This window comes from Ralstonia sp. 1138, from assembly GCF_040544795.1.
Lineage (GTDB): Bacteria > Pseudomonadota > Gammaproteobacteria > Burkholderiales > Burkholderiaceae > Ralstonia > Ralstonia flatus.
This window is the reverse complement of the sequence record NZ_JBEPKQ010000004.1, coordinates 410933-437308: the sequence shown is the minus strand read 5'-3', so window position 1 is coordinate 437308 and position 26376 is coordinate 410933. Positions and strand designations below refer to the sequence as shown.

The window sequence follows — 26376 nt, the reverse complement described above, 5'->3', positions numbered from 1 at the left end:
GCTCTGGCGGTCGCATGGTATTTGGAGCCCGAGTACCGCCAACGCTTGTCCCTATGCGCCTGATTACGCTGTTCCTGCTGCTGTTGCTGCTTGCCATCCAGTACCCGCTTTGGCTGGGCAAGGGTGGTTGGCTGCGCGTGTGGGACATGCAGAAGCAGGTGACGGCCCAGAATCAGCGCAATGCTGAACTGAAGCTGCGCAACACCAAGCTTGAAGGCGAAGTGAAGGATCTGAAGGAAGGCACGGGCGCCATTGAAGAGCGCGCGCGCTACGAGCTTGGGATGGTCAAGGACGACGAAGGCTTCGTGCAGTTTGTCGCGCCGGCCCCGAGAACCAGCGAAACCCCGCCGCCACCGCCTCCTCCGGCGGGCCAGCAGGCGCATCACTGACGCTGCCATGCGAACGCGCCCCGCAGACGCGCTCGTGTTGAAGGTAACTCCCCGGATTTACCAGTAGTACGGATAGCCCCAGACGGGTGCACCGTAGCTGACGCCCCAGCCCCCACGGTGGCGCCATCCGCTGCCGTAATACACCGAATAGCCTCCGTAGTATGGATACGGCGCGTAGTACGGCGTGGCCGCATAGGCGCGCGCTTGGGCGTCACGCTGGATGGCCTGATCGGATTCGCGCAGCGCCTTGGCATTCAGCGCGTCGAGCTTCTTGCGCTCTTCTGGCGACAGCGGTGCCGGTGCCGCAGCCTGCGTATCGTCCGGCAACCGGGCGGTGTAGGGTGTGCCGCCCGGGCCACGCGGTACCGCAACGCAGGCGGAGGCCAGCAGCGCCGCCCCCAGCGGCAAGGCCAGCGCGGCAGCGCGTGAAAGAATCAACGATCGTAGGGACGAAGTCGTGGGCTCGGACATGGTGCGTTCCGCAGCAGGCGGCAGATGAGGTAACTGGCGACTTAGAGCGTGGGCGGCCCCGATAAGTGCCACGCGCCACGCGTACTTCATACTATGTCGCCGTGTTCAGTGGCGCTGGTCGGATGCTTCCTGAATACCCTGCGCCACCGTCTCCTGGGCGAAGAGTTGCGCACAATCCACGGCATCGAAGCTGTAGTGCTGGCCGCAAAATTCGCAGTCGATTTCCACCTTGCCGCGTTCTTCCAGAATGCTGTCGACTTCAGGTTGGCCAAGCGTACGAAGCATGGAGCCCACGCGCAGCCGAGAGCACGAGCAGCGGAAACGCGGGCTCTGCGGCTCGAACATGCGGATGCCGGCCGATTCCATTTCTTCCCAGTACAAGCGCTTGATGAGCGTGTCGATCGGCTGCTCGAGCAGTTCGTCGCGACGCAGCGTCTTACCGAGCTGGCAGACGCGTTCCCACGTGTCGAGGTCTTGCTCCTGCACGTCCTTGTGCAGCGGCTGGCCGGTTTCGCCGACTTGCGCGGGCGCGTGGCCAGTGCGGCCTTCCATCGCACCGCCATACGAAGGCAAGCGCTGCAGCAGCATGCCCGACGCGACCTTGTTGTCAGCCGCCAGCCACAGGCGCGTGTCCAGCTGCTCGGAGCTTTGCATGTAGTGCTCAAGCACTTCGGTGATGCTTGCGAGCGGTCCGTTCTCGTCCGACAGCGGCACGATGCCCTGATACGGCTGTTGGCCCGGCAGCTTGTCCTGCGGATCCAGCGTGATGGCGAAGCGCCCGTTGCCATGCACGTTGACCATGGCGGCCAGCGTGGCGTCGTCGGCGATCTCAGCGCCTTCGGCAATCTTGGCGGTGGCGCGCATCGACAGGTCGGAGTTGCATTCGACGACCAGCATGTGCACCGGGCCGTCGCCGTGCAACTGCATGACGAGCGCGCCGTTGAACTTGAGGTTGGCCGACAGCAGCGCGGCGGCGGCCATCATCTCGCCCAGCAGCGTACTGACCGGGGCAGGGTAGCGTCGGCGGGCCAGCACCTCCTGCCACGTCCCTTCCAGGCGCACCAGTTCACCGCGCACCGGCGCGGCGTCGAATACAAATTTCTTCAGCTCGTCAGTCATCCATCGATCCGTTTCAGTTGCTGCTTGTACATCGCCTGGCGCACCGCATACGTTTCGGTGTTCAGGTGCATCTTGGCGATGTCGTCTTCCGTCAGTTTGCGCACGGCCTTCGCAGGCGCGCCCAGAATGAGTGTGCCGTCTTCAAAGACCTTGCCTTCGGTGACGATCGCGCCCGCGCCCACCAGGCAGTTCTTGCCGATCACCGCGCGATTGAGCACCACCGCCTGGATGCCGATCAGCGAGCCTTCGCCGATCGTGCAGCCATGCAGCATGGCTTGGTGGCCGATCGTTACGCGGTCGCCGATGTTCAGCGGGCAGCCCGGATCGGTGTGCAGCACCGAGCCTTCCTGCACGTTGCTGGCCTCGCCCACGGTAATCGGCTCGTTGTCGCCGCGGATGACGGCGCCGGGCCACACGCTTGCGCGCGCTTTCAACTCCACGCGCCCGATGACGGTCGCTTCGGGGGCCACATAGGCGTTGGCGTCAATGGTCGGTGCAACATCGCCGAGTTGGTAGAGGGCCATGCGATCGGTCTCCAGAATCTGCGTAGATGGGGAAAATAGGCGCGTCTTCAAGCCTGCCGGGCAAGGCAGGCCGATGCGTCGAATTAAAATGGCGGAAAGTCTAAATTGTACGCTGATGACCGCTTCACAACCTCGCCACCCAACGCCCGCTGACACGCTCCGTCATGCAGCCCTTGCCGCGCTGTGTCTCACCGATCCGGCCAGCAAGGTGGACGCCACGCTGCGTCTGGGCGAGCGTGCCAAGAGCGTCGACGCTGCGGGCTGGGGCATTGACGAAGCCATTGCGGCACCGGAAGGCGGTGTGCCGGGGCGGCCCGACGCTCCGGTGCTCGTGCCGCCTGCCGAGGTTCCGCGCCGCCGTGCGATCGATACGCCACGCGGTCGCGGCGCGCTGCTGCACGCGCTCGCGCACATCGAATTCAACGCCATCAATCTTGCGCTCGACGCCGTGTGGCGTTTTGCTGGCATGCCGGTGGCTTTTTACGAAGACTGGACGCGCGTTGCGGCAGAAGAGGCGACGCACTTTTCGCTGCTTTCCGCCCATCTGGCCACGCTCGATTGCCGCTACGGAGATCACCCCGCCCACGACGGCCTCTGGCAAATGACGGAGAAAACCGCCGCCGATCCGCTCGCGCGCATGGCGCTGGTGCCGCGCACGCTGGAGGCGCGCGGGCTCGATGCTTCACCGCCGATCCGGGCCAAGCTCGCGCAGGCTGGCGACATGGCGGCTGCGGGCATCCTCGACATCATCCTGCGGGACGAGATAGGACACGTCGCGGTCGGCAATCGGTGGTACCGCTGGCTCTGCGAGCGCGCGGGGCTGGACCCCGTGCCGACGTATCGCAAGCTGGCCGAGCAATACGGCGCGCCGCGTCTGCGCGGGCCGTTCAACCTTGAAGCTCGGCGTCAGGCCGGTTTCGACGACGACGAGATTGCCGCGCTGGAAGCCTCGTTCTAAGCGCTACGGGCTTGTCCATCCGCCGCTATAATCGCCGGAAAAAGAACGATCGTTCGATTTCTATTCGGTGACGGAAACCATGGACTCCACCATACAGCCTGCCGCACGTCGGGCCTCCCGCTCGACCTATCTGCCCGTGCGCGGCCTGCGCTACCACATCCGCGAATGGGGCGAGCCGGGGGCGCCCACCCTCTTCCTGTTTCATGGGTGGATGGATGTATCGGCATCGTTCCAGTTTCTGGTCGATGCGCTGCGCGAGCGCTGGCATATCGTGGCACCGGATTGGCGCGGCTATGGCCAGTCTGCCCGGCCCACCGATGCCCCCGGCGTCGAGAGCTACTGGTTTGCCGACTACGTGGCCGACCTTGAAGCCATCATCGATCACTATCAGCCCGAAGGGCAGGTGACGCTGGTCGGGCACAGCCTTGGCGCCAACGTGGTGTGCCTGTACGCGGGCATCCGGCCCGAGCGCGTTCGGCGCGTGGTGGATCTGGAGGGCTTCGGCATGTCGGCGTCGAAGGCGTCGCAGGCGCCGCGCCGCTATGCGCGGTGGCTCGATGAACTGAAGGACAAGCCGCGCCTGAACACCTACGCCACCGTCGAAGACGTCGCCGCGCGCCTCCAGAAGACGAATCCGCGTCTGCCGGCCGACAAGGCTGCATTCCTGGCGCAGCACTGGTCGAGCCGGAATGCCGAAGGCCGCTGGGAAATCCTTGGCGACCCGGCGCACAAGATCATCAATCCGCAGCTGTATCGGTTGGATGAGGTGATGGAAATCTGGCGCCGGGTTACCGCGCCCGTGCTGCACGTCGAGGCCGTCGATTCGCCCACGCTAAAAGCCATTGCAGGCGACGTGCCGCTGGCCGAATTCAAGACGCGCTTTGCGGCGTTCCCTGATTTCCGTGAGGTGCTGATTGCGGATGCGGGCCACATGCTGCATCACGATCAGCCGGAGCAGGTTGCCGCGCTGATTGAAGAGTTCTGCATGCAGCGTTGAGCGGAAGCTCAATCGAGAAACCGCTGTGCCGTGCCGGGCGGCGGCAGGATGCAGGTGTCTGACCGCCCAAACCATCGATAGCGGTTGCGTGCGACGCGGCGGTAAACGGCGTCGCGCAGGGGTGCCGGGATCAGCCAACCGATCCATGCCAACCGCCACGGCCAGCCGAGCACATGCAGGATGCGCAGGACGGCAGCGCTTTCCCGCCACGCCTGGCCGTCGCGCACGAACAGGACGGTATCGACGCCATCCGGATTCACGCCGGCCTGCGCGAGCAACCGTCGCCCGGTCTCGCCTTGCATGGAGGCGAAGCGCAGCATGCCTTGTCGATCATGTCGCAGCAGAAACTGGATGGAGCCGCTGCACAGCAGGCAGTGCGCATCGTAGACGACGATCATGCGCGTTCCACCGTCGCCAGATCGAGATAACCTCGATACGCCGCTACCACGCCGAGCAACGGCACGCTGGCGCGGACATTGAAGTGGAAGCGGTCACCGTCGCCTGACTCCTCGGCCAACACGGCGGGCCGCAGCCAGGCAGGGCACGGGATGCCGAGAAAGCGCAAGCCTTGCAGGCGCATCTGCAACACGCCTTGATGCGCCTCCAGCGCAAAGAACAGACGCACCACGCCGAGCCGCTCTGTGAGATGCCCCCGGCGCAGCGACAAGGTCGAGCGCATCGTGTGGCGGGGGAATTGGCGTGTCCAGGTTTCTTCCGTGGCCGCGGTCTGGAGCGTGATTCGGATCGGGCCACGCGTCGGTGTCCGCGGCGTGCGAATGCACCATGCAAGTACGCGTGCGAGGCGCGATGCCGGCGGTTCCGTTTCGACCTCGCCGTGCAGGGTCACCGCGCCGGTCATTCGGTGGAATGTCTGCACGGCCGGCGCCAGCTCCGCATATCGCGCGCCGAGCACAGTTTCGTAGAGCGACGGTGCGCGCATGCGAGAACTTATTCCGCCGTGACATGCAGCTTCGTCTGCAGCCCCGCATCGTTGCTCGAATGCGTATGCACGAGCGTCTTGTCGGGGTTCGCGTAGCGATAAGCACGCCGCAGCGCCATCGCCACTTCATGAAAGCCAGACAGGATCAGCTTCTGTTTGTTCGGATACAGCGCGATATCGCCGGCGGCAAACACGCCGGGGCGCGAGGTCTCGTACGCGGTTGTTTCCACGGTGATGCGGCCCGCGCGCATTTCCACGCCCCAGTTGGCAATGGGGCCCGGCTCGGAGACCAGCCCATACAGCGCGATCAGTTCATCGCAGGGCAGCACGGTTTCGCCGTCGCGCCCGCGGATGGCTGCGCCGGTGAGTGTGCCGTCGGGCGTGCTGTCCAGGCGCGAAAGCATGCCGAGCACAAAGTCCATTTCGCCGGCGGCGACGGCGGCGCGCATTTCAGCAACGCTCGCGTCGGCCGCGCGGAAGCCCTCTCTCCGATGGACCAGCGTCACGCGTGCGGCCACCTTGCGCAACGCGAGTGCCCAGTCGAGCGCGGAATCCCCGCCGCCGGCAATGACCACGCGCTTGCCCGCAAAGCGCGCAGTGTCGCGCACGGCGTAATGGAGGTGGCGACCTTCCAGCGCGGCCGCTTCAGGCAAGGCCACGCGTTGTGGCGTGAACGCGCCGTTGCCTGCGGTGATGAGGACGGCGGCGCAGTCAAACACGTCGCCGGCGCTTGTCGTGACGCGAAAGCGCTGGCCGTGTTCGGTTTCCAGCGTTTCGACGGTCTCAGCGCGGCGGTTGCACAGAATGGGGTAATTGAACGGCGCGCACTGGGCCATCAGCCGATCGACGAGTTCCTGTGCGGTGCACGACACCAGCGCCGGGATGTCGTAGATGGGCTTTTCCGGGTACAGCTCGGTGCATTGACCACCTGGGCGGTCCAATGCATCTACCAGCACACACGACATGCCGAGCACGCCCGCCTGGAACGCCGCAAACAGGCCGACCGGCCCGGCGCCCACGACAAGCACGTCGATGCGTTGCTCCACGGACTGGGGGGAATCGGCATTCAGAGTGGCGGCGGAGGTCATGGCAAAGCGCAGGGAACGAAACAATGCGGGCACTATAGCCTGCAGCAACCGGCGCGCCGCAAACACCGCCACGGGCAGTCGGGTCTTCCGGATGCCCATCGAGGGCGGGGCAGGGTCGCCTCTTGCGCGCCGCAGCAGTAAAATGGCGGAATGCCAAACATCTCTGCCGCCTCCGCCCGAAATGCCGATCTGCACTGCCATTCGACCGTGTCGGACGGCATGCTTGCGCCGCACGAAGTGGCCGCGCGTGCTGCCGCCCACGGCGTGACGCTCTGGGCGTTGACCGACCACGACGAAGTGGGCGGACAGGCGGCCGCACGCGAAGCCGCGACGGCGCTGGGCATGGAATACCTCGCGGGCGTCGAGATTTCGGTGACGTGGGCCGGGCGCACGCTGCACATCGTTGGCCTCGGCATCGATCCTGAAAATGTCGATCTGGTGCAGGGGCTGGAACGCACGCGCTCCGGCCGCTGCGCCCGCGCGGAAGACATCAGCGCAGCACTTGCCAAACTCGGTATCGAAGGCGCCTACGAAGGTGCGTTGCGCTACGCCGGTAATCCGGACATGGTCTCCCGCACGCACTTCGCGCGCTTCCTGGTCGAGCACGGCCACTGCCGGGATATCCACGAGGTGTTCGACCGCTATCTGGGCGACGGCAAGCCGGGCTACGTGCCGCATCGCTGGTCGCGCCTGGCCGATGCGATCCACTGGATCAAGGGCGCCGGGGGCGTCGCGGTGATGGCGCATCCGGGGCGGTACACGCTATCGCTGGTCGAGCACGGCGCGCTGTTCGATGAATTCAAGGCGCTGGGCGGGGAGGGCGTCGAGGTCATCACCGGCAGCCATACGCCTGACCAATACGCGTTGTATGCCGACGTCGCGCGCCGCTACGGCCTGTTGGCGTCGCGCGGTTCAGATTTCCACGGCCCGGGTGAGGGCCGCGTCGAACTTGGCACGCTGCCGCCGCTGCCCGACAACCTGACACCGGTCTGGAGCCGGTGGCTGTCCTGAGCGCGCGGCTGCCATGTCCCAGTTCTTCCAGATTCATCCGACCACGCCGCAAGGGCGCTTGATCCGCCAGGCGGCGGAGATCATCCGCGCCGGCGGGCTGGTCGCGCTGCCTACCGATTCCTGCTACGCGCTCGCCTGCCATCTGGACGACAAATCCGCTGTCGAGCGCCTGCGTCGCGTGCGCGGCATCGACGAAAAGCATCACCTCACGCTGATGTGCCGTGACCTTTCCGAGCTGGCCACATTCGCGCGCGTCGACAACAAGCAGTACCGCGTGCTGAAGGCGGCCACGCCGGGGCCGTTCGTCTTCTTGCTGGAGGCAACCAAGGAGGTACCGCGCCGGCTCTCGCATCCGTCGCGCAAGACGATCGGCCTGCGCGTACCCGAACACGCGATTCCCCTGGCGCTGATGGCCGAACTGGGTGAGCCGCTGCTTTCCGCTACGCTGCAGCTGCCCGGCGACGACGAGCCGCTCAACGAGGCCGAGACCATTCGCGATCGGCTCGAAAAGCAGCTCGAACTCGTCATCGACGGCGGCCCGGCCCCGGCCGAACCTACCACCGTCATCGACCTGACGAGCGGCGAGCCCGAACTCGTGCGCCAAGGCCGGGGCGATCCTGCCCGCGTGGGGTTGTAGGCGACGCCTTGGCGCGTGCTTCGGTGGCGCCGTGGTGCGGCGCGCGCTTGCTACAATAGCCCGCCTATGGACCCCACACTGATCCAGAACATCGCGGTTTACGCGATCCCCGTCCTGTTTGCCATCACGCTGCACGAGGCGGCGCATGGCTATGTCGCGAAGCATTTCGGCGACGATACGGCCTATGTCATGGGCCGCATCAGCATCAATCCGCTGCGGCACATCGATCCCATCGGCACGATTGCGATGCCGCTGTTGCTGTATTTCGCCACCAAGGGCGCGTTCGTGTTCGGTTATGCCAGGCCGGTGCCGGTGCGCTTTGGCCATCTGCGTGATCCGCGCTGGCATGGCATGTGGGTGGCGCTCGCCGGCCCCGCCACCAACTTTGTCCAGGCGATTTTCTGGGGCGTGCTGGCGGTTGTGTTCGCGATGGGCGGCGTGAACGAGCCGTTCCTGATCGGCATGGCGCGCGCCGGCATCCTCGTCAATATGGTGATGGCGGCGTTCAACATGTTCCCGCTGCCGCCGCTCGATGGCGGACGCGTGCTGGCTGCACTGCTGCCGCCCAGGATGGCGCTGGGGCTGTCACGCATAGAACCGTTCGGCTTCTTCATCGTGATGGCGTTGATCATTTCCAACGTCATTACCAATGTCTGGATGCGCCCGATCATGGCGCTGCTGTTTCAACTGCTGCAGTGGATTCTGAGTCCGCTGCAGATGCTGTTTTCCTGAGTCTTCAACTCCATTTCCCACATGTTTCCTGACCGCGTTCTCTCTGGCATGCGTCCGACCGGTGCGCTGCACCTGGGGCATTACCACGGCGTCCTGAAAAACTGGGTCCGGCTGCAAGCCGAATACCCGTGCTTCTTCTTCGTCGCCGACTGGCATGCGCTGACCACGCACTACGAGTCGCCCGAGGTGATCGAGGAGTCTGTGTGGGAGATGCTGATCGACTGGCTGGCTGCAGGCGTGGATCCGACCCAGTCCACGCTGTTCATCCAAAGCCGCGTGCCCGAGCACGCCGAACTGTTCCTGCTGCTCTCGATGGGCACGCCGCTGGGCTGGCTCGAGCGCGTGCCGACATACAAGGATCAGATCGAGAAGCTCAAGGAAAAGGATCTCTCCACCTACGGCTTCCTCGGCTACCCGCTGCTGCAGGCCGCTGACATCCTCATCTACCGCGCTGGCTTTGTCCCCGTGGGCGAAGACCAGGTGCCGCACGTCGAGATGACCCGCGAAGTGGCCCGCCGCTTCAACTACCTGTACGGCCGCGAACCCGGCTTCGAAGAGAAGGCGCTGGAAGCTGCCAAGAAGCTCGGTGGCAAGCGCGCCAAGCTGTATCTGGAACTGCGCACGGCCTACCAGGAACGTGGTGAAGACGAAGCCCTGGAGCAGGCGCGCGCACTGCTGGCCGAGTCGCAGAGCCTCTCGATGGGCGACCGCGAACGCCTGTTCGGCTACTTGGAAGGTGCTCGCAAGATCATCCTGCCCGAGCCGCAGGTGCTGCTGACCGAGGCATCGCGCATGCCCGGTCTTGATGGCCAGAAGATGTCCAAGTCGTACGGCAACACGATCCGCATGCGCGAGGACAAGGAAACCGTCGAGAAAAAGGTCCGCACCATGCCGACCGACCCGGCCCGCGTGCGCCGTACCGATCCGGGCGATCCGGACAAGTGCCCGGTCTGGCAGCTGCACCAGGTCTACTCAGATGCCGACACGAAGGAATGGGTGCAGAAGGGCTGCCGCAGCGCAGGCATTGGCTGCCTGGAATGCAAGCAGCCGGTGATCGAGGGCATCCTGCGTGAACAGCAGCCGATGCTCGAGCGCGCTCAGAAATACATGGACGATCCGTCCCTGCTGCGCGCCATCATCGCCGACGGCTGCGACAACGCCCGGAAGGTCACGCAAGAGACCATGCGGGAGGTGCGCGAGGCGATGGGTCTGACGTACAGCTGATAGGTCATTGATGTCTGCTGCCGCCTCGGAACCGCATACGCTCGCTGCGCCCTCGCCGTGGGTGCTGCACTGGGCGGCTGAACTGCCGGCGGGCGCCTCCGTGCTGGACGTGGCGTGCGGCAGTGGCCGCCACGCGCGCTGGCTCGCGGCGCGCGGCCTGCGCGTGACGGGCATCGACCGTGACGCGGCAGCGCTTTCTGGCCTTGCGGGCGTCGCCCAAACCCTCGTCGCCGACATCGAAGGGAACCCGTGGCCGTTGCCCGCGGCGGCTACTTTCGACGCTGTCGTCGTCACGAACTACCTGCACCGACCGCTTTGGCCGCGCTTGCTGGCGGCCGTCGCGCCGGGTGGCCGGCTGATCTACGAAACCTTTGCTGCGGGAAACGAAACCGTCGGGAAGCCGTCGAACCCGGCATTCCTGCTGGCGCCGGGTGAATTGCTTGACGCGGTGCGAGGCCAGTTGCGGGTGATCGGCTACGAAGACGGTTTTCTCGTATCGCCCCGGGAGGCTTACGTGCAGCGGGTTTGCGCGGTTCGCGAGCCTGCTGGAGTGATTGCGCCGCGCTACGCACTTTGAAGTTGCTGAGGACGGCGGCTTACCCGTCTCTTGGCGGGTCTTAGATGTGGCGAATCCGTTCTGACGATCCGGTACAATCCGACTGTTTACGTTCACGCTTTTGTCTGCTTTCGAAACCATGATCCAGATTTCCGGCAGTCTCGTCGCCATCGTCACGCCCATGCACGAGGACGGCAGCCTTGATTTCCCGTCCCTGCGCAAGCTCATTGACTGGCACATCGCCGAAGGCACCGACGGCATCGTGATCGTCGGCACCAGCGGTGAATCGCCGACCGTGTCGGTGGAAGAGCACCGTGAGCTGATCCGCGTGGCGGTCGAGCAGGCCAACAAGCGCATCCCCATCATTGCCGGCACCGGCGGCAACTCCACCACCGAAGCGGTGGAGCTGACGGCCTACGCCAAGCAGGTGGGCGCGGATGCCTCGCTGCAGGTCGTGCCGTACTACAACAAGCCGACGCAGGAAGGCATGTATCTGCACTTCCGCAAGGTGGCCGAGTCGGTGGATCTGCCGGTCATTCTGTATAACGTGCCGGGCCGCACCGTGGCCGATATGACGGTCGAAACGATGCTGCGTCTGGCTGAGGTGCCGGGCATCATCGGCGTGAAGGAAGCGACCGGCAACATCGACCGCGCCGCGCAACTCATCAAGGGTGCGCCGGCTTCGTTCAAGATTTACAGCGGGGATGATCCGACCGCCATTGCGTTGATGCTGCTGGGTGGACACGGCAATATTTCCGTAACGGCCAACGTTGCGCCGCGCGCCATGCACGAACTGTGTGCGGCGGCCATGCGCGGCGACGTGGAAACGGCTCGCCGCATCCATATGCAACTGCTGTCGGTGCACAAGAACCTGTTCGTCGAGTCGAACCCGATTCCCGTCAAGTGGGCTCTCCAGGCCATGGGCAAGATGGAAGGCGGCATCCGCCTGCCGTTGACGCCGCTGGCACCCCAGTATCACGAGGTTGTGCGCGCATCCCTGAAGGATGCCGGGCTGCTCTCCTGATTGTTTCAAGGCGCTTCTCAGGCCCTTAAGCCATCGTTCTCATCTGAAGGATCGCAAGTCAATGAAACTGCACCAAACCCGTCGCGGGGCTGTGGCGACGTCCGCTCAACTGTTGCTGGCCGCGCTGTCGGTTGCCCTGATTTCCGGTTGCGATACCGTCAATGAGGTGATGCAGCCGGACCGCATCGATTACAAATCGCAGGCCAAGAAGGGCCCGACGCTTGAGGTCCCGCCCGACCTGACCGGCATCCAGGCGGATCGCCGCTATGCCGCGCCGGACACGGGCACGACCACGCTGTCGGCCTACACGTCGACGGCGCCGAAGGTCACGACGCCGGGCTCGGGCACTGATAACGTGCTGCCCGCCGTGTCCGACATGCGCATCGAGCGTGATGGCAACCAGCGCTGGTTGGTCGTGAAGACCACGCCGGATGCCCTGTGGCCGCAATTGCGCACCTTCTGGCAAGAGCTGGGCTTCCTGCTGGTGATCGACTCGCCCGAGACCGGCATCATGGAAACCGACTGGGCAGAGAACCGCGCGAAGATTCCGCAGGACATCATCCGCCGCACCGTCGGCAAGGTGTTCGATGGCCTGTACTCGACCTCGGAGCGCGACAAGTTCCGCACCCGCATCGAGAAGGGACCGAATGGTTCGGTCGAGGTCTATATCTCGCACCGCGGCGCGCAGGAGCAACTGGTGGGTTCGTCCAAGGACCAGACCGTGTGGACGCCGCGTCCGGCCGATCCGGAACTCGAGGCCGAATTCCTCTCGCGCCTGATGCAGCGTCTGGGCGCCAGCAAGGAAGCCGCGCAGCAGAAGCTCGCACAAACGCAGGCTGTGCACCCTGTGCAAGACGGCGCGAAGGCTGAGCCTGCTCCGCGCACGGGCCCGTCGCTGCTGACGCAATCGAATGGTCAACCGGCTCTGCAAGTGCCGGAACCCTTCGACCGCGCCTGGCGCACCGTGGGTCTGGCGCTGGATCGCGTCAACTTCACCGTGGATGATCGCGACCGTTCGCAAGGCGTGTACTTCGTCCGTTACGCTGATACGCGTGCCGAAGCGAATGCACCGGGCTTCTTCTCGCGCCTGTTCTCCGGCACGAAGATCGAAGACCTCAAGCGTGCCAAGCGTTACCGCGTGGTGGTGAAGGATGCCGGCACGTCGTCGACGGTGCTGGTGCAGAACGACGACGGCTCCGCGCAGACCGGTGACATCGGCAAGCGCATCCTGTCGCTGCTCGACGAGCAACTGCGGTAATCGACGTCATGCAGTACGGCTGCCTGGGTGGGCGATGACACTGAGATTCGCCAGCCTTGGCAGCGGCAGTGAAGGGAATGCGTTGCTCGTCGAATCGGCGAGCGGTGCGACATGCACGCGCATTCTGCTGGATTGCGGATTCGGTATCCGCGAGACTGTGCGGCGGCTCGAACGCCTGGGCTGCACGCCGGAATCTCTCAACGCTATCCTTGTCACGCACGAGCATAGCGATCACGTTGGCAGCGCCTACGCGGTTGCCGCCAAATTCAATATCCCGGTCTGGACCAGCCACGGCACCTATCGCGCGACCGAAAACCTGCGCGGCGCCGACCGTGCAGCCGTGCGTTTCTGCCGCGCCGACGATGTGTTCTCCGTCGGCGATCTGCAAATCTTGCCTTACACCGTGCCGCACGACGCGCGCGAGCCGCTGCAGTTCGTCTTCAACGACGGGGCACGGCGCCTGGGGGTGCTGACCGACGCTGGCATGTCGACGGAATATCTCTGCGCGCATCTGGCAGGGATGCACGCCCTTGTGCTCGAATGCAATCACGACCGCGACATGCTGGCCAATTCAGCGTATCCGTGGTCGTTGAAGCGTCGCATCGGCGGGGATTTTGGCCACTTGGCCAATGACATTGCCGCCGCGATCCTCACGCGCGTGCGCCACGATGCGTTGCATACGGTGGTGGCTGCACATCTGTCCAAGCAGAACAACACGCCGTTGTTGGCTGCCGAAGCGATTGCCGCGCCGCTGGGCGCTTGCGTTGAAGACGTGCCGATCGCCGATCAGGAAGAGGGCCTGCTTTGGCGCACCGTTTGAGGGCCTGAGGCCTGTCTGGAGCGGCTTGTAAGATTCAGAAACAACTTTGAATGGCGGATGGGCGCGTCATTGCCGCCCCGATCTGAGACTTAGATCGCGCCCATGAAAAAAGCCGACCCGAGGGTCGGCTTTTTGTCTCGCGAGAAACGCGATTATTGCTTAGCAGCCGGAGCCGAAGCGTCAGCAGCCGGAGCCGAAGCAGCCGGAGCCGAGGCAGCAGCGTCCGAAGCAGCCGGGGCAGCCGGAGCGGCAGCAGCGTCCGAAGCAGCCGGAGCCGGAGCAGCAGCGGCCGGAGCCGAAGCTTCCGGAGCAGCGGCCGGAGCAGCAGCTTCTTCTTTCTTACCGCAAGCAGCCAGAGCAACAGCAGCCATCAGCGAGGCGATCAGGAGAGACTTTTTCATTTTTTCGATCCTTAAACTGAATATGGAAAGCGAACAACAGAAAGGGCGATGAATAATTACCGGTAATTATCGCTCAGGTACTACACCTTCTTCTATGCTGGCAGCCAAGCCGCACGAGGGCTGCTCGGCCTGCAAGCTAGCGTCGGATTATAGCGACCTTTACCTACCCTGTGTAGTTGAGTCGGGCCTGACGCACGTACGATTCAAACGCTTTTGTAACGATCTGTTTCAACGCGGAATCATCGCTGCGCAGGGCCAGCCAACCTCAGCCAGCCTTCTTCGTACCATGCGTGGAGCGTGTCCATCAGATCCGGCAGGCCGGCCGCCGCATCCACCGACGCGGCGCTCGCACGACGTGCGTCGGCCAACGCGGAAAGCCACGCAAGCAGCGTTCCCGAAGGCTCGAACGTGTCGCCGTTGATCCAGAAGCGTTGCGCGTCATACAGCGCCTGCGTTCGCGCATCGAGGACGATGCCTTCCTTGCGCGCCCGGGCCGTGAAGCGTGCAAGCGGCAAGCGGGGCTGCGTGACGAAGTCGACGTGATCCTTCGGCTCGGACAGGTACGCGCCGAGGAATTCCCCAACGAGATCAGGCGTCCAGCGCAATGCGTTGAGCTTCTGCGCAAGCGCCTTGACCATGGCGGCGGGCAGTTCACCGGGGTGTTCGGTCGGCTTTTGGTCGGGGTCCGCGTAGCGGCCTTCAAAGTTGGGATCGTCTTCCAGTGTTTGCGACAGGAAGCCCAGAAAGTGGCCCGCCAGTTCGCGGTACGACGGCGAGCGGAAACCGATCGAGTACGTCATGCAATCGCCCTCGGCCACGCCGTCGTGCGCGTAGTGCGGCGGCAGATAGAGCATGTCGCCGGGTTCGAGCACGAATTCCTCTTCGGGCTGGAAATTGGCGAGGATTTTCAGCGGCAGATCCGGGATGAGTGTGAGGTCGTCCTGTGCGGAGATGCGCCAGCGGCGTTTGCCGTGCGCTTGCAGCAGGAACACATCGTACGAATCGAAGTGCGGGCCGACGCCGCCGCCGTCGGTTGCGAAGCTGATCATCACGTCATCAAGCCGCGCGTCGGGAATGAACCGGAAACGTTGCATCAGCGCTTCGACCGCCGGCTCGACGAGGTTCGCGCCTTGCACCAGCACCGACCAGTTGCGGGTCTTGCGCGACGGTAGCGGGCGTTCGTCGAAGGGGCCGTGATTGAACGACCAGCGCCCGCGCGATTGCGCGATCAGGCGGGACTCGACATCGGGGCGCGCAGCCAGGGCAAGTACGCGTTCGGGCGAGAGCGGAAAGTGCAGCGCACGCATCTCGTCGGGGGAAAGTGCCTGACGGATCAGCAGAGGCTTTTTTTGCCAGTGCGTGCGCATGAAATCGCGCGGTGACAGACCGCCGAGAAGTTGCGCCGGATGCCCCGCTGGAAGAGCAGGTTGGACGCCGCCATCGGCAGCGTATAATGGGACTTCGTTCATGGAGTGCGCAATTGAAAATCGCGAAGAATACGGTGGTGTCGGTGGCTTACAAACTGTCCGACGCGCAGGGCAACGTCATCGAGGAATCCGATGAGCCGATGGTGTATTTGCACGGCGGCTATGATGGCACGTTCCCCAAGATCGAGGAAGCGCTGGACGGCCACGAGCAAGGCTACGAGACCAAACTGCAGCTCGAGCCGGACGACGCTTTCGGTGACTACGATCAAGAGCTGATCAAGATCGAGCCGCGCGATCGCTTCCCCGAGCCGCTCGAAGTCGGTATGCAGTTCGAGGGCGTGCCCGAAGATGGCGATGAAGAAGATGCCATCGTCTACACCGTCACGGATGTGGCGGAAGACAAGGTTGTGCTGGATGGCAACCACCCGTTGGCCGGCATGGCGCTGCGCTTCGAGCTGAAGGTGACCGAAGTGCGTGAAGCCACGGCCGAAGAAATCGAGCACGGCCACGTGCATGGTGAAACCGGCCTCGAAGTGGTGGACGAGGACGAAGACGACGACAAGCCGCACACGCTGCACTGATCGGCGGTTCATCGAGTTACGAAAACGGGAGCTTCGGCTCCCGTTTTTTATTGCGCGGGCGCCGGTGCAATCTCCGGGGCCGGCGCGGGCGTGTTGTCGAGGCGGCGGCTGCGGATATGGAAGAGCGGCGTGCGGCCCGGCGTGACAGACACCTCCAGCCAGCGATCGAGCACCGGCGACCCATAGGTGCGCGCGCGCATGACGTGCGGATCCGGCCGGCTGTCTTCGTCCTTGAGCGGGCGGTCGAGCATGAACGTCTGGCTGGCACCGTGGATGAGAAGGACGGCACCGTCGTAGTCGCGCGTGAGCGTGCGCAACTGGCGCTTGAGCGCCAGATAGCCGTCATGCGAACGGCGACGCAACAAACCGTCGAGCAGTGTCGGTGCGCGGCGCCGCTCCCAACCATCTTCGAAAAGCGGATCGGCTTGCATCATGACGACCACACCGGCCATCTTGCGCTGGCGCGCGACGGCAAAGGCGCGGGCGAGCCATTGACGATTGGCTTCGAGGCGGTCTTCGTATTCGCCGTTGCGCCCACCCGCGGTTTTGTAGTTGTTGTTGTCGCCGGGCACGTTGAGGGTGACGAACAACACGTCGCTCATCGTCCAGCGCGTGTTTTCGCGGTAGCTGCGGAACTTGGCCTGATCCGACTGGCGCATGACCGTCATGGTGCGCTGGCCGAGCGTGTTGTCGTCGGGGTAGAACAGCTCGCGCAGGCGCAACAGGCGCTCAACCGGGTCGAAGCTGCCCGCCGCGGGGCGCTGGCAGTCGCTCCAGTCGTGGTCGCCCGGGATGTAGATGACGGGTGCAATCAGGCTGTCGAGCAGATCGTGGCGGGCTTCGAGCAGCGTGTCGGAGCACGACTCCTCGCGGCCCTTGAGGTTGCCCAGGTGAACAACGAAGGCCGGATGTTCGGCGTCGATGGCATCCAGCAGTGTGCGTACAGGCGCGACATCTTCGGGGCGTTCGGGGACGTTGCCGATGACCGTGAAGGTGAAGGCGGACGGCGCGTCATTTGCAAGCTTCGCGCTCTTGGACGCCGCGGGCGCAGCCACCGGCAGCAGCATCGCCAACGCCAAGGCGATGCATGGAAGCCTGCGGGAAATTGCGCCGCGCCGTGTCATCGGAATCAGGCGGACGGGCTCGCCAGCGCCTTGAGCCGGTACAGCGCATCGAGCGCTTCACGCGGCGTCATGTCATCGGGATCGATGTCGGCGAGTGCCTCCGTCAGGGCACTGTCGGGGGCGTTGGCCTCGTCGTCTTCGTCGTCGATGGGCGTCTCGGCGGCGAGGGTGAAGAGGTCCAGCTGAGGCGTGGCGCCGGTGTCGGCGGAATGCTGCTCCAGCCACGCGAGCCGCTTGCGCGCGGCGCGAATCACCGGCTGCGGCACGCCCGCCAGCTGCGCGACCTGCAAGCCGTAACTCTGGCTGGCCGGGCCCTCTTGCACGGCATGCAGGAAGACGATGCCGTCACCATGTTCGACGGCGGAGAGGTGCACGTTGGCGGCCTGGGCAAACTCCTGCGGCAGTTGCGTCAGCTCGAAATAGTGCGTGGCGAACAGCGTGTGGCTGCGGTTGTGCGACAGCAAGTGACGCGCGATCGCCCAGGCGAGCGCAAGGCCGTCGAACGTGCTCGTGCCGCGGCCGATCTCGTCCATCAGCACGAGGCTGTTGGGCGTTGCGCGATGCAGGATGGCGGCGGCTTCCGTCATCTCGACCATGAAGGTTGAACGACCGCCCGCCAGATCGTCGGCGGCGCCGATGCGCGTGAAGATGCGGTCGATCGGGCCGATGACGGCCGCTTCCGCCGGCACAAATGCGCCCACGTAGGCGAGCAGCACGACCAGCGCGGTTTGTCGCATGAAGGTCGATTTACCGCCCATGTTCGGGCCGGTGATCAACAACAGCTTGCGCGCTTCCTGCAGCATGCAGTCGTTGGCGACGAACTGTTCGACTTGCTGTTCGACCACGGGATGGCGTGCGCGCGTCAGTTCAATGCCCGGGGCATCGGTCAGCGTGGGGCGCGACCACGACAGCGCATGTGCGCGCTCGGCGAGCGTTGCCAGCACATCGGCCTGCGCCAGCGCGGCGGCAATGCGCTTGAACTCGGCCAGATGCGGCAGCAGTTTCTGCAGCAACTCTTCGTAGAGGACTTTCTCGCGCGACAGGGCACGGTCCTGCGCGGACAACGCTTTGTCTTCGAACGCCTTCAGCTCGGGCGTGATGTAGCGCTCGGCGTTCTTCAGCGTCTGGCGGCGCCGGTAATCGTCCGGCACCTTGGCGGCCTGGCCGTTGGTGACTTCAATGTAGAAGCCGTGCACGCGGTTGTATTCGACGCGCAGATTGGCGATGCCGGTGCGCTCGCGTTCGCGGGCCTCCAGATCGACGAGGAACTGGCCACAGTTTTCCGAGATGTCGCGCAGCTCGTCGAGGTCGGAATCGTAGCCGCGGGCGATGACGCCGCCGTCGCGCACCATGGCCGCCGGCTCGGCCATCACGGCGCGCTGCAGCAGGGCGTGGGCGTCTTCGGGCAAACTGAGCGCGGCGTACAGCTCGGTCAGCAGCGGAGCCGCGTCACTCTGCGGCAGTTCTTCGCGAATCTCGGGCAGCCGCGCCAGCGTGTCACGCAAGGACGATAGATCGCGCGGCCGCGCCGACAGCAGCGCCAGCCGCCCAGTAATGCGCTCCACGTCCGACAGCGTGCGCAGCGTCGCACGCAACGTTTGCCAATCGCTGCCGAGCAGCACTTCAATCGCCTGCTGACGCGCTTGAGGCACGGCGCGATCCCGCAGCGGATGATGCAGCCAGTGGCGCAGCAGGCGGCTGCCCATGCTGGTCGCGCAGGTGTCGAGCAGCGAGAACAGCGTCGGCGATTCCTGCCCGCGCAGCGTCTCGGTCAGCTCCAGGTTGCGGCGCGTGGCGGTGTCCAAGCCGATGAATTCGCTTTCGTGCTCGACGGTCAGGCCGATCACGTGGCGCAGCGATTGCCCTTGCGTGGCCGCTGCGTAATTCAGCAGCGCGCCGGCAGCCGCCAGTGCGGCCGTCAACGTTTCCGCGCCGAAGGCGACGAGGCTCGCTACGCCGAGTTGTTCACGCAGGCGGCGCGTGCCGGCTTCAACGTCGAAATGCCAATCGGGCAGGCGCGTGCGGGCGACATCCACCTGGAGGGTATTGAGCGTCGCATCGTCGGCCAGCACTTCGGCGGGGCGGATGCGTTCGAGTTCGCGGTCGAGCTGGTCGGGGCTGCATTCCATTACGCGCAATTCGCCGCCGACGAGGTTGAGCCATGCCAGGCCCATCAGCGGCGCCGTGCCGCGCTTGCCGGGCAGGTGCGCGATGGCCAGCAGATGGTTGTTGACCTTGTCGGAGAGCAGCGCGGCGTCCGTCAACGTGCCCGGTGTCACGACGCGCACGACCTTGCGCTCGACCGGTCCCTTGGTCGTGGCGGGGTCTCCGATCTGCTCGCAGATGGCGACGGATTCGCCCAGCTTGACCAGCTTGGCGAGGTATTGCTCCGCGGCGTGGAACGGGATGCCCGCCATGCGGATGGGATGTCCGTTGGAACTGCCGCGTGCGGTGAGCGTGATGTCGAGCAGCCGGGAGGCTTTTTCGGCGTCTTCAAAGAAGAGCTCGTAAAAGTCGCCCATGCGGTAGAAGACAAGCGTGTCCGGATGCCCAGCCTTCAAGCGAAGGTACTGTTGCATCATTGGAGTGTGCTTGTCGAAAGGGCCGTATTTCGGGTCGATCTCCAGAACCGGAGCGGAGTGTTCAGCCATGAGTGCTCAAAGCGCAGCGCGCCGCCCGATGTGATCCGATCAGGCCGCGCGCGGAAGGTGTTGAATCGCGCAATTGTTGCACACCCGCGATGCAGCTTCACCGTCGATCGTCGGTAAGCCGGGCTTCGAGAAAGTCGAGAAAGCACGCGATCCGCGAAGCCAGCTGCGTGTTGCGGTAGTACACCGCGTGAATCGGCTGCAGCACCTCGACCGTGGCATCCGGCAGCACCTGCACGAGATCGCCCGTGCGTCGGTCTTCAGCGCTCATGAAGTCAGCCAGGCAGACGATGCCGACGCCCTGCAGCGCAAGCTGCCGCAGGGTTTCGCCACTGGACGCTTTGAGCGTGGGTTCGATGCGCAACCGGTCGCCGTGTGGGCCGCGCAGGGGCCATTGGTTCAGCGATTCCGGCTGCCCGAAACCGAGCAGGACGTGCTTCTGCAAGTCGTCGACGTTGCGTGGCCGGCCGTGCGCTTTCAGATAGGCGGGGCTTGCCAGCACGCGCAGCCGCCGCGTGCCGAGCAGCCGCGCCCGCAGGGTGGAGTCACGCAGAGGGCCGATGCGGATCGCCACGTCGGTGTCTTCTTCCAGCAGATCGATAATCAGGTCGTCGGTGTTCAGCTCCAGCTCGATCTGCGGATACTGCGCGCGGAAATCTGGCACCAGCGGTGCCACCACATGCAGCATGAACGGCATGGCAGCGTTGATGCGCAGCCGGCCGGCGGGCTGTTGGCGGCGCAGGGCCATCTGCTCCTCGGCTTCGTCGACAGCGGCGAGGATGCTGCGCGCCTGGGCCAGAAACGTCGCGCCCTCGTCGGTGAGCGACAGCCGCCGCGTGGTGCGCGAGAGCAGGGTGGTGTCCAGCTTCTCTTCCAGGCGGCGCAGTGCGCGGCTCACGCCAGACACCGTCTGGCCGAGCTGCTCAGCCGCCGCCGTGACGGAGCCCGTGTCGACCACCGTGCGGAAGGCGAGCAGTTCTTCGAGCGTGGTTTTCATGTTCGATTATCAATTTCAGATCAAAAGAATTCTGCCGAATATGGCGCCATTTGCAAAGATCGCTTGCGGCGCGGCTCGTGGTGGATCTGCGCAAACGGAGCGCGGCCGGCCATTGCTCGGGGTCGTCCCCTCAAGGTTGGCGGCCGGCCTGCCGATAGACCATTCGGACCCCTAAAACCATAGTGGGAACGCGTTTGCGCAAATGGCGCCTCGCGGTTCCGCATCCGGAGACTCTGGAATGAGCAAGCTCAGCTTTCGCCAAAAGCTTTGGCTGCCGTTGGTCATCAGCCTTGTCGCGCTGACGTTGATCTCGGTATTCAACGCGTATCAGGCGCGCGAGATCCGCGTGGAGGAGCGCAAGAACAACCTCGTCAGCGTGACGACCATGGCGATGAACCTGGTCAAGCAGTACGACGACCTGACCAAGAACGGCACGTTAAGCAAAGACGCCGCGCAGAAGCAGGCGCTCGACCGTTTCAAGGCGCTGCGCTACGACAAGGACGGCTACTTCACCATCACCAGCTCCAACAACGTGGTGGTGATGCACCCGATCAAGCCGGAGTTCATCGGCAAGGACCAATCCGGCTTCAAGGACGCGCAAGGCAATGCGGTCTACGTCGGCTTGACCACCGCTGCCAAAGATCCGAAGGGCGGATTTACGAGCTACGTCTGGCCGAAAGTCGGCGGCACGGATCCGGTGCCCAAGACGGCGTTTGCAATGCGCTATGAGCCGTGGGATTGGGTCTTCTCGACCGGCGTCTACATGGACGACATCAACGCCGCGTTCATGACTTCGCTTTACCAGACCGGCGGCCTGCTGGTGCTCGTGGGTGGCTTGCTGGTGCTGCTCGGCGGCGTGGCGAACCGCGGCCTGCAGCGCACGCTTGGCGGTGATCCCGCCTACGCGGCCGATGTGGCCAACCGCATCGCTGGCGGCGACCTGACGGTGGAGATTGCCACCCGCGCCGACGACAACCACAGCCTGCTCTACGCCATGAGCCGCATGCGCGGCGCGCTGGTGGACACCATCGGCCGCATCAAGGGCGCATCGGAAACCATCGGAACGGCCACGCGCGAGATCGCCAGCGGCAACCTTGACCTGTCGTCGCGCACCGAACAGCAGGCCAGCTCGCTCGAAGAAACGGCTTCGGCCATGGAGCAGCTGATGTCGACCGTGCAGCAGAACGCCGACAACGCCCAGCAGGCCAACCAACTGGCTGCGTCTGCCTCGGATGTGGCCGTGCGCGGCGGCGATGTGGTGACGCGCGTGGTGGAAACCATGGGCTCGATCAACGCGTCGTCCCGCAAGATCGTCGACATCATTGGCGTGATTGACGGCATTGCGTTCCAGACGAACATCCTTGCGCTGAATGCAGCGGTGGAAGCCGCGCGTGCGGGCGAACAGGGTCGCGGTTTTGCCGTGGTGGCCGGTGAGGTGCGCAGCCTTGCGCAACGCAGCGCTGCTGCCGCCAAGGAGATCAAGGCGTTGATCGATGATTCCGTCGTCAACGTGGATGCAGGCAGCGCGCTGGTGGAAGAAGCCGGCACGACCATGCGCGAGATCGTCGCGAGCGTGAAGCGCGTGACCGACATCGTTGGTGAGATTTCGTCGGCGAGCCAGGAACAACGCTCGGGCATTGAAGAAGTGAGCCACGCCGTTACGCAGCTTGACGACGCCACGCAGCAGAACGCTGCATTGGTGGAGCAGGCGGCCGCCGCTGCGCAATCGCTGGAAGAGCAGGCCGTGAGCCTGACGCAGGTGGTGGCGCAGTTCCGCCTTGATGCGCATGCGCTGCGTGCGCCGGCCATGGTGGCGCGGGTTGAACCGCCTGTTGCGCCGGTCAAGCCCGTGGCACTCGCAACGCCGACGGCACCGGCAGGAGCCAAGGACGAAGCGCTGCGGCGCGGGGCCGCCAAGCCGAGCACCGAAGCCGCCAAGCCCAAGCTGACGTCGCGCAAGCCGCCTGTGTTGCGAAAGGCTGCTGCCAAGCCGGTGGAGCGCACCGAAAAGAGCCCGGCTGCACCGGCAGCGATTCCCGCGAGCCTTGCCAAGGCGAAGCCTCTGGTCGCCGCGGGAGACGACGCCGACTGGGAAACGTTCTGACCCACGACTGACCTGCACTCGTTGCCCCCGCACACCGCAAGCGCGTGCTTGCCTGCGGGGATCCCGGAGACAAGATGGACCGCGTTTTGAAGAACACCAGCGTGCGCGCTGGACTGCTGGCGATTCTGATCACCTTTGCACTGATGATTGTGGTCGGGGCGGCGGTGGGTGTGCTGGCGCTGCGTACTACCAACGCCGCGACTGAGCGTGTGCATGAGATTTCCGACCGCAGCATGCTGCTGAACGACGCGTACAAGGACATGCAGCGCGCACGCACCGGCATGTCACGCCTGTACAGCGTCCTGCGTGAAAGCATGGACGATGCTGCCAAGACGGCGGCGCTTGCCAGTTCGGAGAAAGGCCTGAAGAAGGCCATCGAGCAGGTGGAAGCCTTCAAGAATGCGCCACGCATTGAAGGGGTCGACGAGTCGCTGCGCCAGGCGATCGTCCAGGCCGCACAGACGCACATCGAAGCCGTGCAGCGCGCCTTGACGGCGTTGCGCGCCGGCGATGCCGCCGCATATGCGCAGCTCAACTACAAGGACGTGACCGATACCGGCGCCGCGTGGTCGGTGCAGATCGAGAATTTCCAGCAGCTCGTCAAGAAGTTGGCCAAGGACGAGGCCGACGACGGCCGTGCGCGTTACGAAACGATCCTGAAGTTCGTGGCACTCGGCATCGCCATGGCGCTCGCGTTGATCGTGGCGGTGTTTTACGGTCTCAAGGCCTTCGTGATCACCCCGCTTAACGAAGCCGTCGCCGTGCTCAGCCGCGTGGCCGAGGGCGATCTGGCCGTGCACGTCAGAACGGGTGGCCGCAATGAACTCGGCCGCCTGTTGGCTGCAGTGGGCCGCATGCGCGAGAGCCTGGTGAACACCGTGCGCCAGGTGCGCAACAGCTCGGATTCGGTCAACACCGGCGCGCACGAAATCGCCAGCGGCAACCTCGATCTGTCCACGCGTACCGAGCAGCAGTCGGCTTCGCTGGAGAAGACGGCCGCGAGCATGGAGCAGATGACCTCCACCGTCACCAACAATTCCGAGAATGCCCGCCAGGCCAGCGCGCTGGCGTCGAATGCGGCAGAGCTGGCTTCGCGCGGCGGCGAGGTGGTGCGCGGCGTGGTAGCCACCATGGACGACATCAGCGCGGGCTCGCGCAAGATGGCCGACATCATCGGCGTGATTGACGGCATTGCCTTCCAGACCAACATCCTCGCCCTGAATGCGGCAGTGGAAGCGGCCCGCGCCGGCGAGCAGGGCCGCGGTTTTGCCGTGGTGGCCGGCGAGGTGCGCGCGCTGGCGCAGCGCAGCGCTGCTGCCGCCAAGGAAATCAAGACGCTGATCGACGATTCGGTGTCGCGCGTTCAAGCGGGGCACTCGCAGGTGGCGCAAGCCGGCGAGACCATCTCCGAGACGGTGGAAGCCGTGCGCCGCGTGGCCAATATCGTTGAAGACATTGCTTCCGCTTCGGCCGAGCAGACGCAGGGCATCCTGCAGATCGGCCAGGCTGTGACGGAAATGGAGCAGGTGACGCAGCAGAACGCTGCTCTGGTCGAACAGGCGGCGGCTGCCGCGCAATCGCTGGAAGAACAGGCGCAGAACCTCACGCAGGTGGTGTCGCAGTTCCGGCTGGATGGTGCAGAGACCGCCGCGGTCGCCGCGCAGAAGCCGGCGAAGGCTGCTGCCAAGCCGGTCAGCGCAGCCAAGCCCGCACGTGTCGCGCTGCGCAAGCGTGAAGCGAAGACGGCAACTCAGGCGTCGGCGCCCGTCGCTGCTGCCGCTCCCGCACGCAAGCAACCGCTGGCTGTGGCCGGCGGTGGTTCCGACGCCGATTGGGAAACGTTCTGATCGGTTGAGAACTCAAGCTTCGAGCGCTGGGCCATCGATACGTTTGGCCCAGCTTTCCACCTCGCCACGCGCAAGGCGACCTTCCACCAGCTTGCGCCACGACGGCGTGAGCGGCAGCCTCAGCATGTCAGCCAGCGCTGCACGGTCGAGCATGTTGCGGTAAAGCACATCCAGCACGCGCGACAGCGGCCATTGTGGCCACGGGCGCTCGAGCCATTGGAGCGTATCGCCGGCGCGCAGCGTGCCGCCTTCCAAAACGCGGTAATACCAGCCCGTGCGGCCCGTGTGTTGCACGCGGCGCGCCATGTCGCGCGTGTTGAAACGGTCGTTGAGCTTCCAGCACGGCTGGCGCAGTTGCGACACTTCCAGCATCACACTGCCCGCGCGCAGACGATCGCCCACGCAGATGTCCGCTTCGGTGATGCCGGTAGTGCTCACGTTCTCGCCAAACGCGCCGGGCTGTGCAAGCACGGGCTGCGCGCCGATATCCGCTGGCCAGGCCGCGTAGTGGTCGAACGGATAGTGATGAATCGCCTTGTCAGGGCCGCCGTGCACACGCAAGTCGCCTTGCTCGTCGCCCACGATGCCGTTGATGCCGACTTCCACTGTGTCGCGTACGGGGCGCTTGTCGATGGCGCTGCGTGAACCTGGGCGCGTGTAGTCGACCGCGCGTCCGGCGAGGAGGGTCTCGATGCGGATGGGGCCGGGCAGCGTCATGCGGCCTCCACGCGGTCGAGCCAGGCAGCGAAGACCTCGCGCGCACGTTGCGACAGGTGTTGCGCCACCGCGGGCGCCTGTGCTCGCAACCCGCGCGGGTCGATACCCGCTGCGCCGAGTTCCGCAGCATGCCCGATCAGCCAGGCTTCCAGCTCCTCCAGATTTGCCTCCAGGTGGAATTGCAGCGCGAGCGCGTGGTTGCCGATGGCGAAAGCCTGCTCGGCACAGATTTCCGTGAACGCCAGCCGTCGCGCGCCGGGCGGCAAATCGTATCGGTCGCCATGCCAGTGCAGCACCGGCGTGCCGTCGGCCAGCGGCGCGAGCGGCGAGTCTGCGCCGTCGGCTGTGAGCGTCACGGGCGCAAAGCCGATCTCCTTCATGCCCATCGGCTTGACTGCCGCACCCAGCGCCCGTGCGATCAGCTGGGCGCCGAGGCAGATGCCCAGCAGCGGCTTGCGGGCGGTCAGCCGCTGCGCAATAGCGGCGGCTTCATCGCGTACGAACGGATACGTCGCATCGTCATACGCGCCGATGGGCCCGCCTAGCACGATCAACAGATCGGCATCCACCATGTCGTCGGTCGGCACCGGCTGCACGCCCACGTCAACGGTGCGCACCGTGTAGCCGCGCGTTTCCAGCAGTGGCTGCAGGATGCCAAGGTGCTCGAATGGAACGTGGCGCAGGGCGAGGGCGGTCTTCATGGCGGCGATGGCGTTGAGGGCGGAGGCTCATTGTGAATGAGGGACGCGGCACGCAAAACCCGTGCGGTTTGCGGGGGATTG

General features: G+C 65.0%; 27 protein-coding genes. 14 read left to right on the top strand and 13 right to left on the bottom strand.

What is annotated here, in order from left to right:
• Positions 1 to 53 precede the first annotated feature (53 nt).
• On the top strand, positions 54 to 389 hold the full coding sequence (gene ftsB, locus ABIC76_RS19640; protein ID WP_027677705.1) for a cell division protein FtsB: 336 nt from the start codon (positions 54 to 56) through the stop codon (positions 387 to 389).
• Between the two features lie 57 nt (positions 390 to 446).
• On the opposite strand, the gene ABIC76_RS19635 is transcribed toward ftsB, so the two are convergent.
• The 3 genes from ABIC76_RS19635 to ABIC76_RS19625 all read right to left on the bottom strand — a co-directional run bounded on the left by ABIC76_RS19635 (position 447) and on the right by ABIC76_RS19625 (position 2503).
• On the bottom strand, positions 447 to 860 hold the full coding sequence (locus ABIC76_RS19635) for a hypothetical protein (protein WP_354534965.1): 414 nt from the start codon (positions 858 to 860) through the stop codon (positions 447 to 449).
• Between the two features lie 105 nt (positions 861 to 965).
• The gene (hslO, locus tag ABIC76_RS19630) at positions 966 to 1979 is read right to left on the bottom strand and encodes an Hsp33 family molecular chaperone HslO (RefSeq protein ID WP_354534964.1); all 1014 of its coding nucleotides are present in this window, start codon (positions 1977 to 1979) and stop codon (positions 966 to 968) included.
• Positions 1976 to 2503: a gamma carbonic anhydrase family protein gene (locus ABIC76_RS19625; protein WP_004626140.1), complete on the bottom strand. Its 528-nt coding sequence runs from the start codon at positions 2501 to 2503 to the stop codon at positions 1976 to 1978. The genes hslO and ABIC76_RS19625 overlap by 4 nt, the downstream gene beginning before the upstream one ends.
• An 88-nt stretch (positions 2504 to 2591) precedes the next feature.
• On the opposite strand from ABIC76_RS19625, the gene ABIC76_RS19620 reads away from it, so the two are divergent.
• Positions 2592 to 3461, top strand: a complete 870-nt coding sequence (locus tag ABIC76_RS19620; RefSeq protein ID WP_502947872.1) for a ferritin-like domain-containing protein — start codon at positions 2592 to 2594, stop codon at positions 3459 to 3461.
• 79 nt (positions 3462 to 3540) lie between these two features.
• Entirely contained in the window at positions 3541 to 4458 is a 918-nt protein-coding gene (locus ABIC76_RS19615; RefSeq protein WP_354534962.1) for an alpha/beta fold hydrolase, read from the top strand.
• An 8-nt stretch (positions 4459 to 4466) separates the two neighbouring features.
• Here ABIC76_RS19615 and ABIC76_RS19610 read toward each other — a convergent pair whose 3' ends face one another.
• From ABIC76_RS19610 to ABIC76_RS19600, 3 genes are read right to left on the bottom strand one after another with little or no spacing between them, the layout of a single operon-like run.
• Positions 4467 to 4856 carry a thiol-disulfide oxidoreductase DCC family protein gene (locus ABIC76_RS19610; protein WP_354534961.1) on the bottom strand — a complete coding sequence of 130 codons (390 nt, stop codon included), beginning with the start codon at positions 4854 to 4856 and terminating at the stop codon, positions 4467 to 4469.
• Positions 4853 to 5398, bottom strand: coding sequence for a DUF4166 domain-containing protein (locus tag ABIC76_RS19605; protein ID WP_102065051.1), 546 nt, complete (start codon positions 5396 to 5398; stop codon positions 4853 to 4855). Before ABIC76_RS19605 ends, ABIC76_RS19610 begins: the two co-directional genes overlap by 4 nt.
• Positions 5399 to 5406: 8 nt before the next feature.
• On the bottom strand, positions 5407 to 6486 hold the full coding sequence (locus ABIC76_RS19600) for an NAD(P)/FAD-dependent oxidoreductase (RefSeq protein WP_354534960.1): 1080 nt from the start codon (positions 6484 to 6486) through the stop codon (positions 5407 to 5409).
• Between the two features lie 150 nt (positions 6487 to 6636).
• Between ABIC76_RS19600 and ABIC76_RS19595 the strand changes: the two genes are divergently transcribed.
• The 8 genes from ABIC76_RS19595 to ABIC76_RS19560 all read left to right on the top strand — a co-directional run bounded on the left by ABIC76_RS19595 (position 6637) and on the right by ABIC76_RS19560 (position 13748).
• Positions 6637 to 7497, top strand: a complete 861-nt coding sequence (locus tag ABIC76_RS19595; RefSeq protein WP_354534959.1) for a 3',5'-nucleoside bisphosphate phosphatase — start codon at positions 6637 to 6639, stop codon at positions 7495 to 7497.
• A 13-nt stretch (positions 7498 to 7510) separates the two neighbouring features.
• Positions 7511 to 8134 (top strand): L-threonylcarbamoyladenylate synthase, encoded by a 624-nt coding sequence (locus ABIC76_RS19590; RefSeq protein WP_004626152.1) that lies wholly within the window; start codon positions 7511 to 7513, stop codon positions 8132 to 8134.
• A gap of 66 nt (positions 8135 to 8200) precedes the next feature.
• Positions 8201 to 8866 (top strand): site-2 protease family protein, encoded by a 666-nt coding sequence (locus ABIC76_RS19585; protein WP_354534958.1) that lies wholly within the window; start codon positions 8201 to 8203, stop codon positions 8864 to 8866.
• A gap of 21 nt (positions 8867 to 8887) precedes the next feature.
• Entirely contained in the window at positions 8888 to 10090 is a 1203-nt protein-coding gene (locus tag ABIC76_RS19580) for a tryptophan--tRNA ligase (RefSeq protein ID WP_027677694.1), read from the top strand.
• 10 nt (positions 10091 to 10100) lie between these two features.
• Entirely contained in the window at positions 10101 to 10667 is a 567-nt protein-coding gene (locus ABIC76_RS19575) for a class I SAM-dependent methyltransferase (protein ID WP_354534957.1), read from the top strand.
• Between the two features lie 118 nt (positions 10668 to 10785).
• On the top strand, positions 10786 to 11670 hold the full coding sequence (gene dapA, locus ABIC76_RS19570) for a 4-hydroxy-tetrahydrodipicolinate synthase (RefSeq protein WP_027677692.1): 885 nt from the start codon (positions 10786 to 10788) through the stop codon (positions 11668 to 11670).
• Positions 11671 to 11731: 61 nt separating this feature from the next.
• Positions 11732 to 12928 carry an NlpB/DapX family lipoprotein gene (gene bamC, locus ABIC76_RS19565; RefSeq protein ID WP_027677691.1) on the top strand — a complete coding sequence of 399 codons (1197 nt, stop codon included), beginning with the start codon at positions 11732 to 11734 and terminating at the stop codon, positions 12926 to 12928.
• A gap of 34 nt (positions 12929 to 12962) precedes the next feature.
• Positions 12963 to 13748 carry an MBL fold metallo-hydrolase gene (locus ABIC76_RS19560; protein ID WP_354534956.1) on the top strand — a complete coding sequence of 262 codons (786 nt, stop codon included), beginning with the start codon at positions 12963 to 12965 and terminating at the stop codon, positions 13746 to 13748.
• A gap of 152 nt (positions 13749 to 13900) precedes the next feature.
• Here ABIC76_RS19560 and ABIC76_RS19555 read toward each other — a convergent pair whose 3' ends face one another.
• Positions 13901 to 14149 (bottom strand): hypothetical protein, encoded by a 249-nt coding sequence (locus ABIC76_RS19555; RefSeq protein ID WP_081311287.1) that lies wholly within the window; start codon positions 14147 to 14149, stop codon positions 13901 to 13903.
• Between the two features lie 239 nt (positions 14150 to 14388).
• The gene (locus ABIC76_RS19550) at positions 14389 to 15618 is read right to left on the bottom strand and encodes a ribosomal protein uL16 3-hydroxylase (RefSeq protein ID WP_206275407.1); all 1230 of its coding nucleotides are present in this window, start codon (positions 15616 to 15618) and stop codon (positions 14389 to 14391) included.
• Between the two features lie 11 nt (positions 15619 to 15629).
• Here ABIC76_RS19550 and ABIC76_RS19545 point away from each other — a divergent pair, with 11 nt between their 5' ends.
• Positions 15630 to 16157, top strand: a complete 528-nt coding sequence (locus tag ABIC76_RS19545; RefSeq protein WP_027677688.1) for an FKBP-type peptidyl-prolyl cis-trans isomerase — start codon at positions 15630 to 15632, stop codon at positions 16155 to 16157.
• Between the two features lie 47 nt (positions 16158 to 16204).
• Here ABIC76_RS19545 and ABIC76_RS19540 read toward each other — a convergent pair whose 3' ends face one another.
• The 3 genes from ABIC76_RS19540 to ABIC76_RS19530 form a co-directional block, all read right to left on the bottom strand.
• A complete protein-coding gene (locus tag ABIC76_RS19540; protein ID WP_354534955.1) occupies positions 16205 to 17281 on the bottom strand; it encodes a hypothetical protein in 1077 nt (358 codons plus the stop codon).
• Between the two features lie 5 nt (positions 17282 to 17286).
• A complete protein-coding gene (gene mutS, locus ABIC76_RS19535) occupies positions 17287 to 19932 on the bottom strand; it encodes a DNA mismatch repair protein MutS (protein WP_354534954.1) in 2646 nt (881 codons plus the stop codon).
• A 97-nt stretch (positions 19933 to 20029) separates the two neighbouring features.
• Positions 20030 to 20926: a LysR substrate-binding domain-containing protein gene (locus tag ABIC76_RS19530; RefSeq protein ID WP_354534953.1), complete on the bottom strand. Its 897-nt coding sequence runs from the start codon at positions 20924 to 20926 to the stop codon at positions 20030 to 20032.
• Positions 20927 to 21164: 238 nt separating this feature from the next.
• Here ABIC76_RS19530 and ABIC76_RS19525 point away from each other — a divergent pair, with 238 nt between their 5' ends.
• Together ABIC76_RS19525 and ABIC76_RS19520 are read left to right on the top strand one after the other, a co-directional pair.
• Positions 21165 to 23030, top strand: coding sequence for a methyl-accepting chemotaxis protein (locus tag ABIC76_RS19525; RefSeq protein WP_354534952.1), 1866 nt, complete (start codon positions 21165 to 21167; stop codon positions 23028 to 23030).
• 74 nt (positions 23031 to 23104) lie between these two features.
• Positions 23105 to 24877 carry a methyl-accepting chemotaxis protein gene (locus tag ABIC76_RS19520; RefSeq protein WP_354534951.1) on the top strand — a complete coding sequence of 591 codons (1773 nt, stop codon included), beginning with the start codon at positions 23105 to 23107 and terminating at the stop codon, positions 24875 to 24877.
• A 12-nt stretch (positions 24878 to 24889) separates the two neighbouring features.
• Here ABIC76_RS19520 and ABIC76_RS19515 read toward each other — a convergent pair whose 3' ends face one another.
• Together ABIC76_RS19515 and ABIC76_RS19510 are read right to left on the bottom strand one after the other, a co-directional pair.
• Positions 24890 to 25594 (bottom strand): MOSC domain-containing protein, encoded by a 705-nt coding sequence (locus ABIC76_RS19515; protein WP_354534950.1) that lies wholly within the window; start codon positions 25592 to 25594, stop codon positions 24890 to 24892.
• Complete coding sequence (locus ABIC76_RS19510) at positions 25591 to 26295, bottom strand: glutamine amidotransferase (RefSeq protein WP_354534949.1); 705 nt, start codon at positions 26293 to 26295, stop codon at positions 25591 to 25593. Before ABIC76_RS19510 ends, ABIC76_RS19515 begins: the two co-directional genes overlap by 4 nt.
• Between the last annotated feature and the right edge of the window lie 81 nt (positions 26296 to 26376).

What these genes read in the sequence shown, in the direction of transcription:
- ABIC76_RS19635 (WP_354534965.1), bottom strand. Translation starts at nt 860, where the DNA reads ATGTCCGAGCCCACGACTTCGTCCCTACGATCGTTGATTCTTTCACGC.
- bamC (WP_027677691.1), top strand. Translation starts at nt 11,732, where the DNA reads ATGAAACTGCACCAAACCCGTCGCGGGGCTGTGGCGACGTCCGCTCAA.
- ABIC76_RS19605 (WP_102065051.1), bottom strand. Translation starts at nt 5,398, where the DNA reads ATGCGCGCACCGTCGCTCTACGAAACTGTGCTCGGCGCGCGATATGCG.
- ABIC76_RS19600 (WP_354534960.1), bottom strand. Translation starts at nt 6,486, where the DNA reads ATGACCTCCGCCGCCACTCTGAATGCCGATTCCCCCCAGTCCGTGGAG.
- ABIC76_RS19515 (WP_354534950.1), bottom strand. Translation starts at nt 25,594, where the DNA reads ATGACGCTGCCCGGCCCCATCCGCATCGAGACCCTCCTCGCCGGACGC.
- ABIC76_RS19525 (WP_354534952.1), top strand. Translation starts at nt 21,165, where the DNA reads ATGAGCAAGCTCAGCTTTCGCCAAAAGCTTTGGCTGCCGTTGGTCATC.
- ABIC76_RS19510 (WP_354534949.1), bottom strand. Translation starts at nt 26,295, where the DNA reads ATGAAGACCGCCCTCGCCCTGCGCCACGTTCCATTCGAGCACCTTGGC.
- mutS (WP_354534954.1), bottom strand. Translation starts at nt 19,932, where the DNA reads ATGGCTGAACACTCCGCTCCGGTTCTGGAGATCGACCCGAAATACGGC.
- dapA (WP_027677692.1), top strand. Translation starts at nt 10,786, where the DNA reads ATGATCCAGATTTCCGGCAGTCTCGTCGCCATCGTCACGCCCATGCAC.
- ABIC76_RS19520 (WP_354534951.1), top strand. Translation starts at nt 23,105, where the DNA reads ATGGACCGCGTTTTGAAGAACACCAGCGTGCGCGCTGGACTGCTGGCG.
- ABIC76_RS19575 (WP_354534957.1), top strand. Translation starts at nt 10,101, where the DNA reads ATGTCTGCTGCCGCCTCGGAACCGCATACGCTCGCTGCGCCCTCGCCG.
- ABIC76_RS19550 (WP_206275407.1), bottom strand. Translation starts at nt 15,618, where the DNA reads ATGAACGAAGTCCCATTATACGCTGCCGATGGCGGCGTCCAACCTGCT.
- ABIC76_RS19555 (WP_081311287.1), bottom strand. Translation starts at nt 14,149, where the DNA reads ATGAAAAAGTCTCTCCTGATCGCCTCGCTGATGGCTGCTGTTGCTCTG.
- ABIC76_RS19530 (WP_354534953.1), bottom strand. Translation starts at nt 20,926, where the DNA reads ATGAAAACCACGCTCGAAGAACTGCTCGCCTTCCGCACGGTGGTCGAC.
- ABIC76_RS19615 (WP_354534962.1), top strand. Translation starts at nt 3,541, where the DNA reads ATGGACTCCACCATACAGCCTGCCGCACGTCGGGCCTCCCGCTCGACC.
- ABIC76_RS19620 (WP_502947872.1), top strand. Translation starts at nt 2,592, where the DNA reads ATGGCGGAAAGTCTAAATTGTACGCTGATGACCGCTTCACAACCTCGC.
- ABIC76_RS19580 (WP_027677694.1), top strand. Translation starts at nt 8,888, where the DNA reads ATGTTTCCTGACCGCGTTCTCTCTGGCATGCGTCCGACCGGTGCGCTG.
- hslO (WP_354534964.1), bottom strand. Translation starts at nt 1,979, where the DNA reads ATGACTGACGAGCTGAAGAAATTTGTATTCGACGCCGCGCCGGTGCGC.
- ftsB (WP_027677705.1), top strand. Translation starts at nt 54, where the DNA reads ATGCGCCTGATTACGCTGTTCCTGCTGCTGTTGCTGCTTGCCATCCAG.
- ABIC76_RS19590 (WP_004626152.1), top strand. Translation starts at nt 7,511, where the DNA reads ATGTCCCAGTTCTTCCAGATTCATCCGACCACGCCGCAAGGGCGCTTG.
- ABIC76_RS19560 (WP_354534956.1), top strand. Translation starts at nt 12,963, where the DNA reads ATGACACTGAGATTCGCCAGCCTTGGCAGCGGCAGTGAAGGGAATGCG.
- ABIC76_RS19625 (WP_004626140.1), bottom strand. Translation starts at nt 2,503, where the DNA reads ATGGCCCTCTACCAACTCGGCGATGTTGCACCGACCATTGACGCCAAC.
- ABIC76_RS19585 (WP_354534958.1), top strand. Translation starts at nt 8,201, where the DNA reads ATGGACCCCACACTGATCCAGAACATCGCGGTTTACGCGATCCCCGTC.
- ABIC76_RS19540 (WP_354534955.1), bottom strand. Translation starts at nt 17,281, where the DNA reads ATGACACGGCGCGGCGCAATTTCCCGCAGGCTTCCATGCATCGCCTTG.
- ABIC76_RS19595 (WP_354534959.1), top strand. Translation starts at nt 6,637, where the DNA reads ATGCCAAACATCTCTGCCGCCTCCGCCCGAAATGCCGATCTGCACTGC.
- ABIC76_RS19610 (WP_354534961.1), bottom strand. Translation starts at nt 4,856, where the DNA reads ATGATCGTCGTCTACGATGCGCACTGCCTGCTGTGCAGCGGCTCCATC.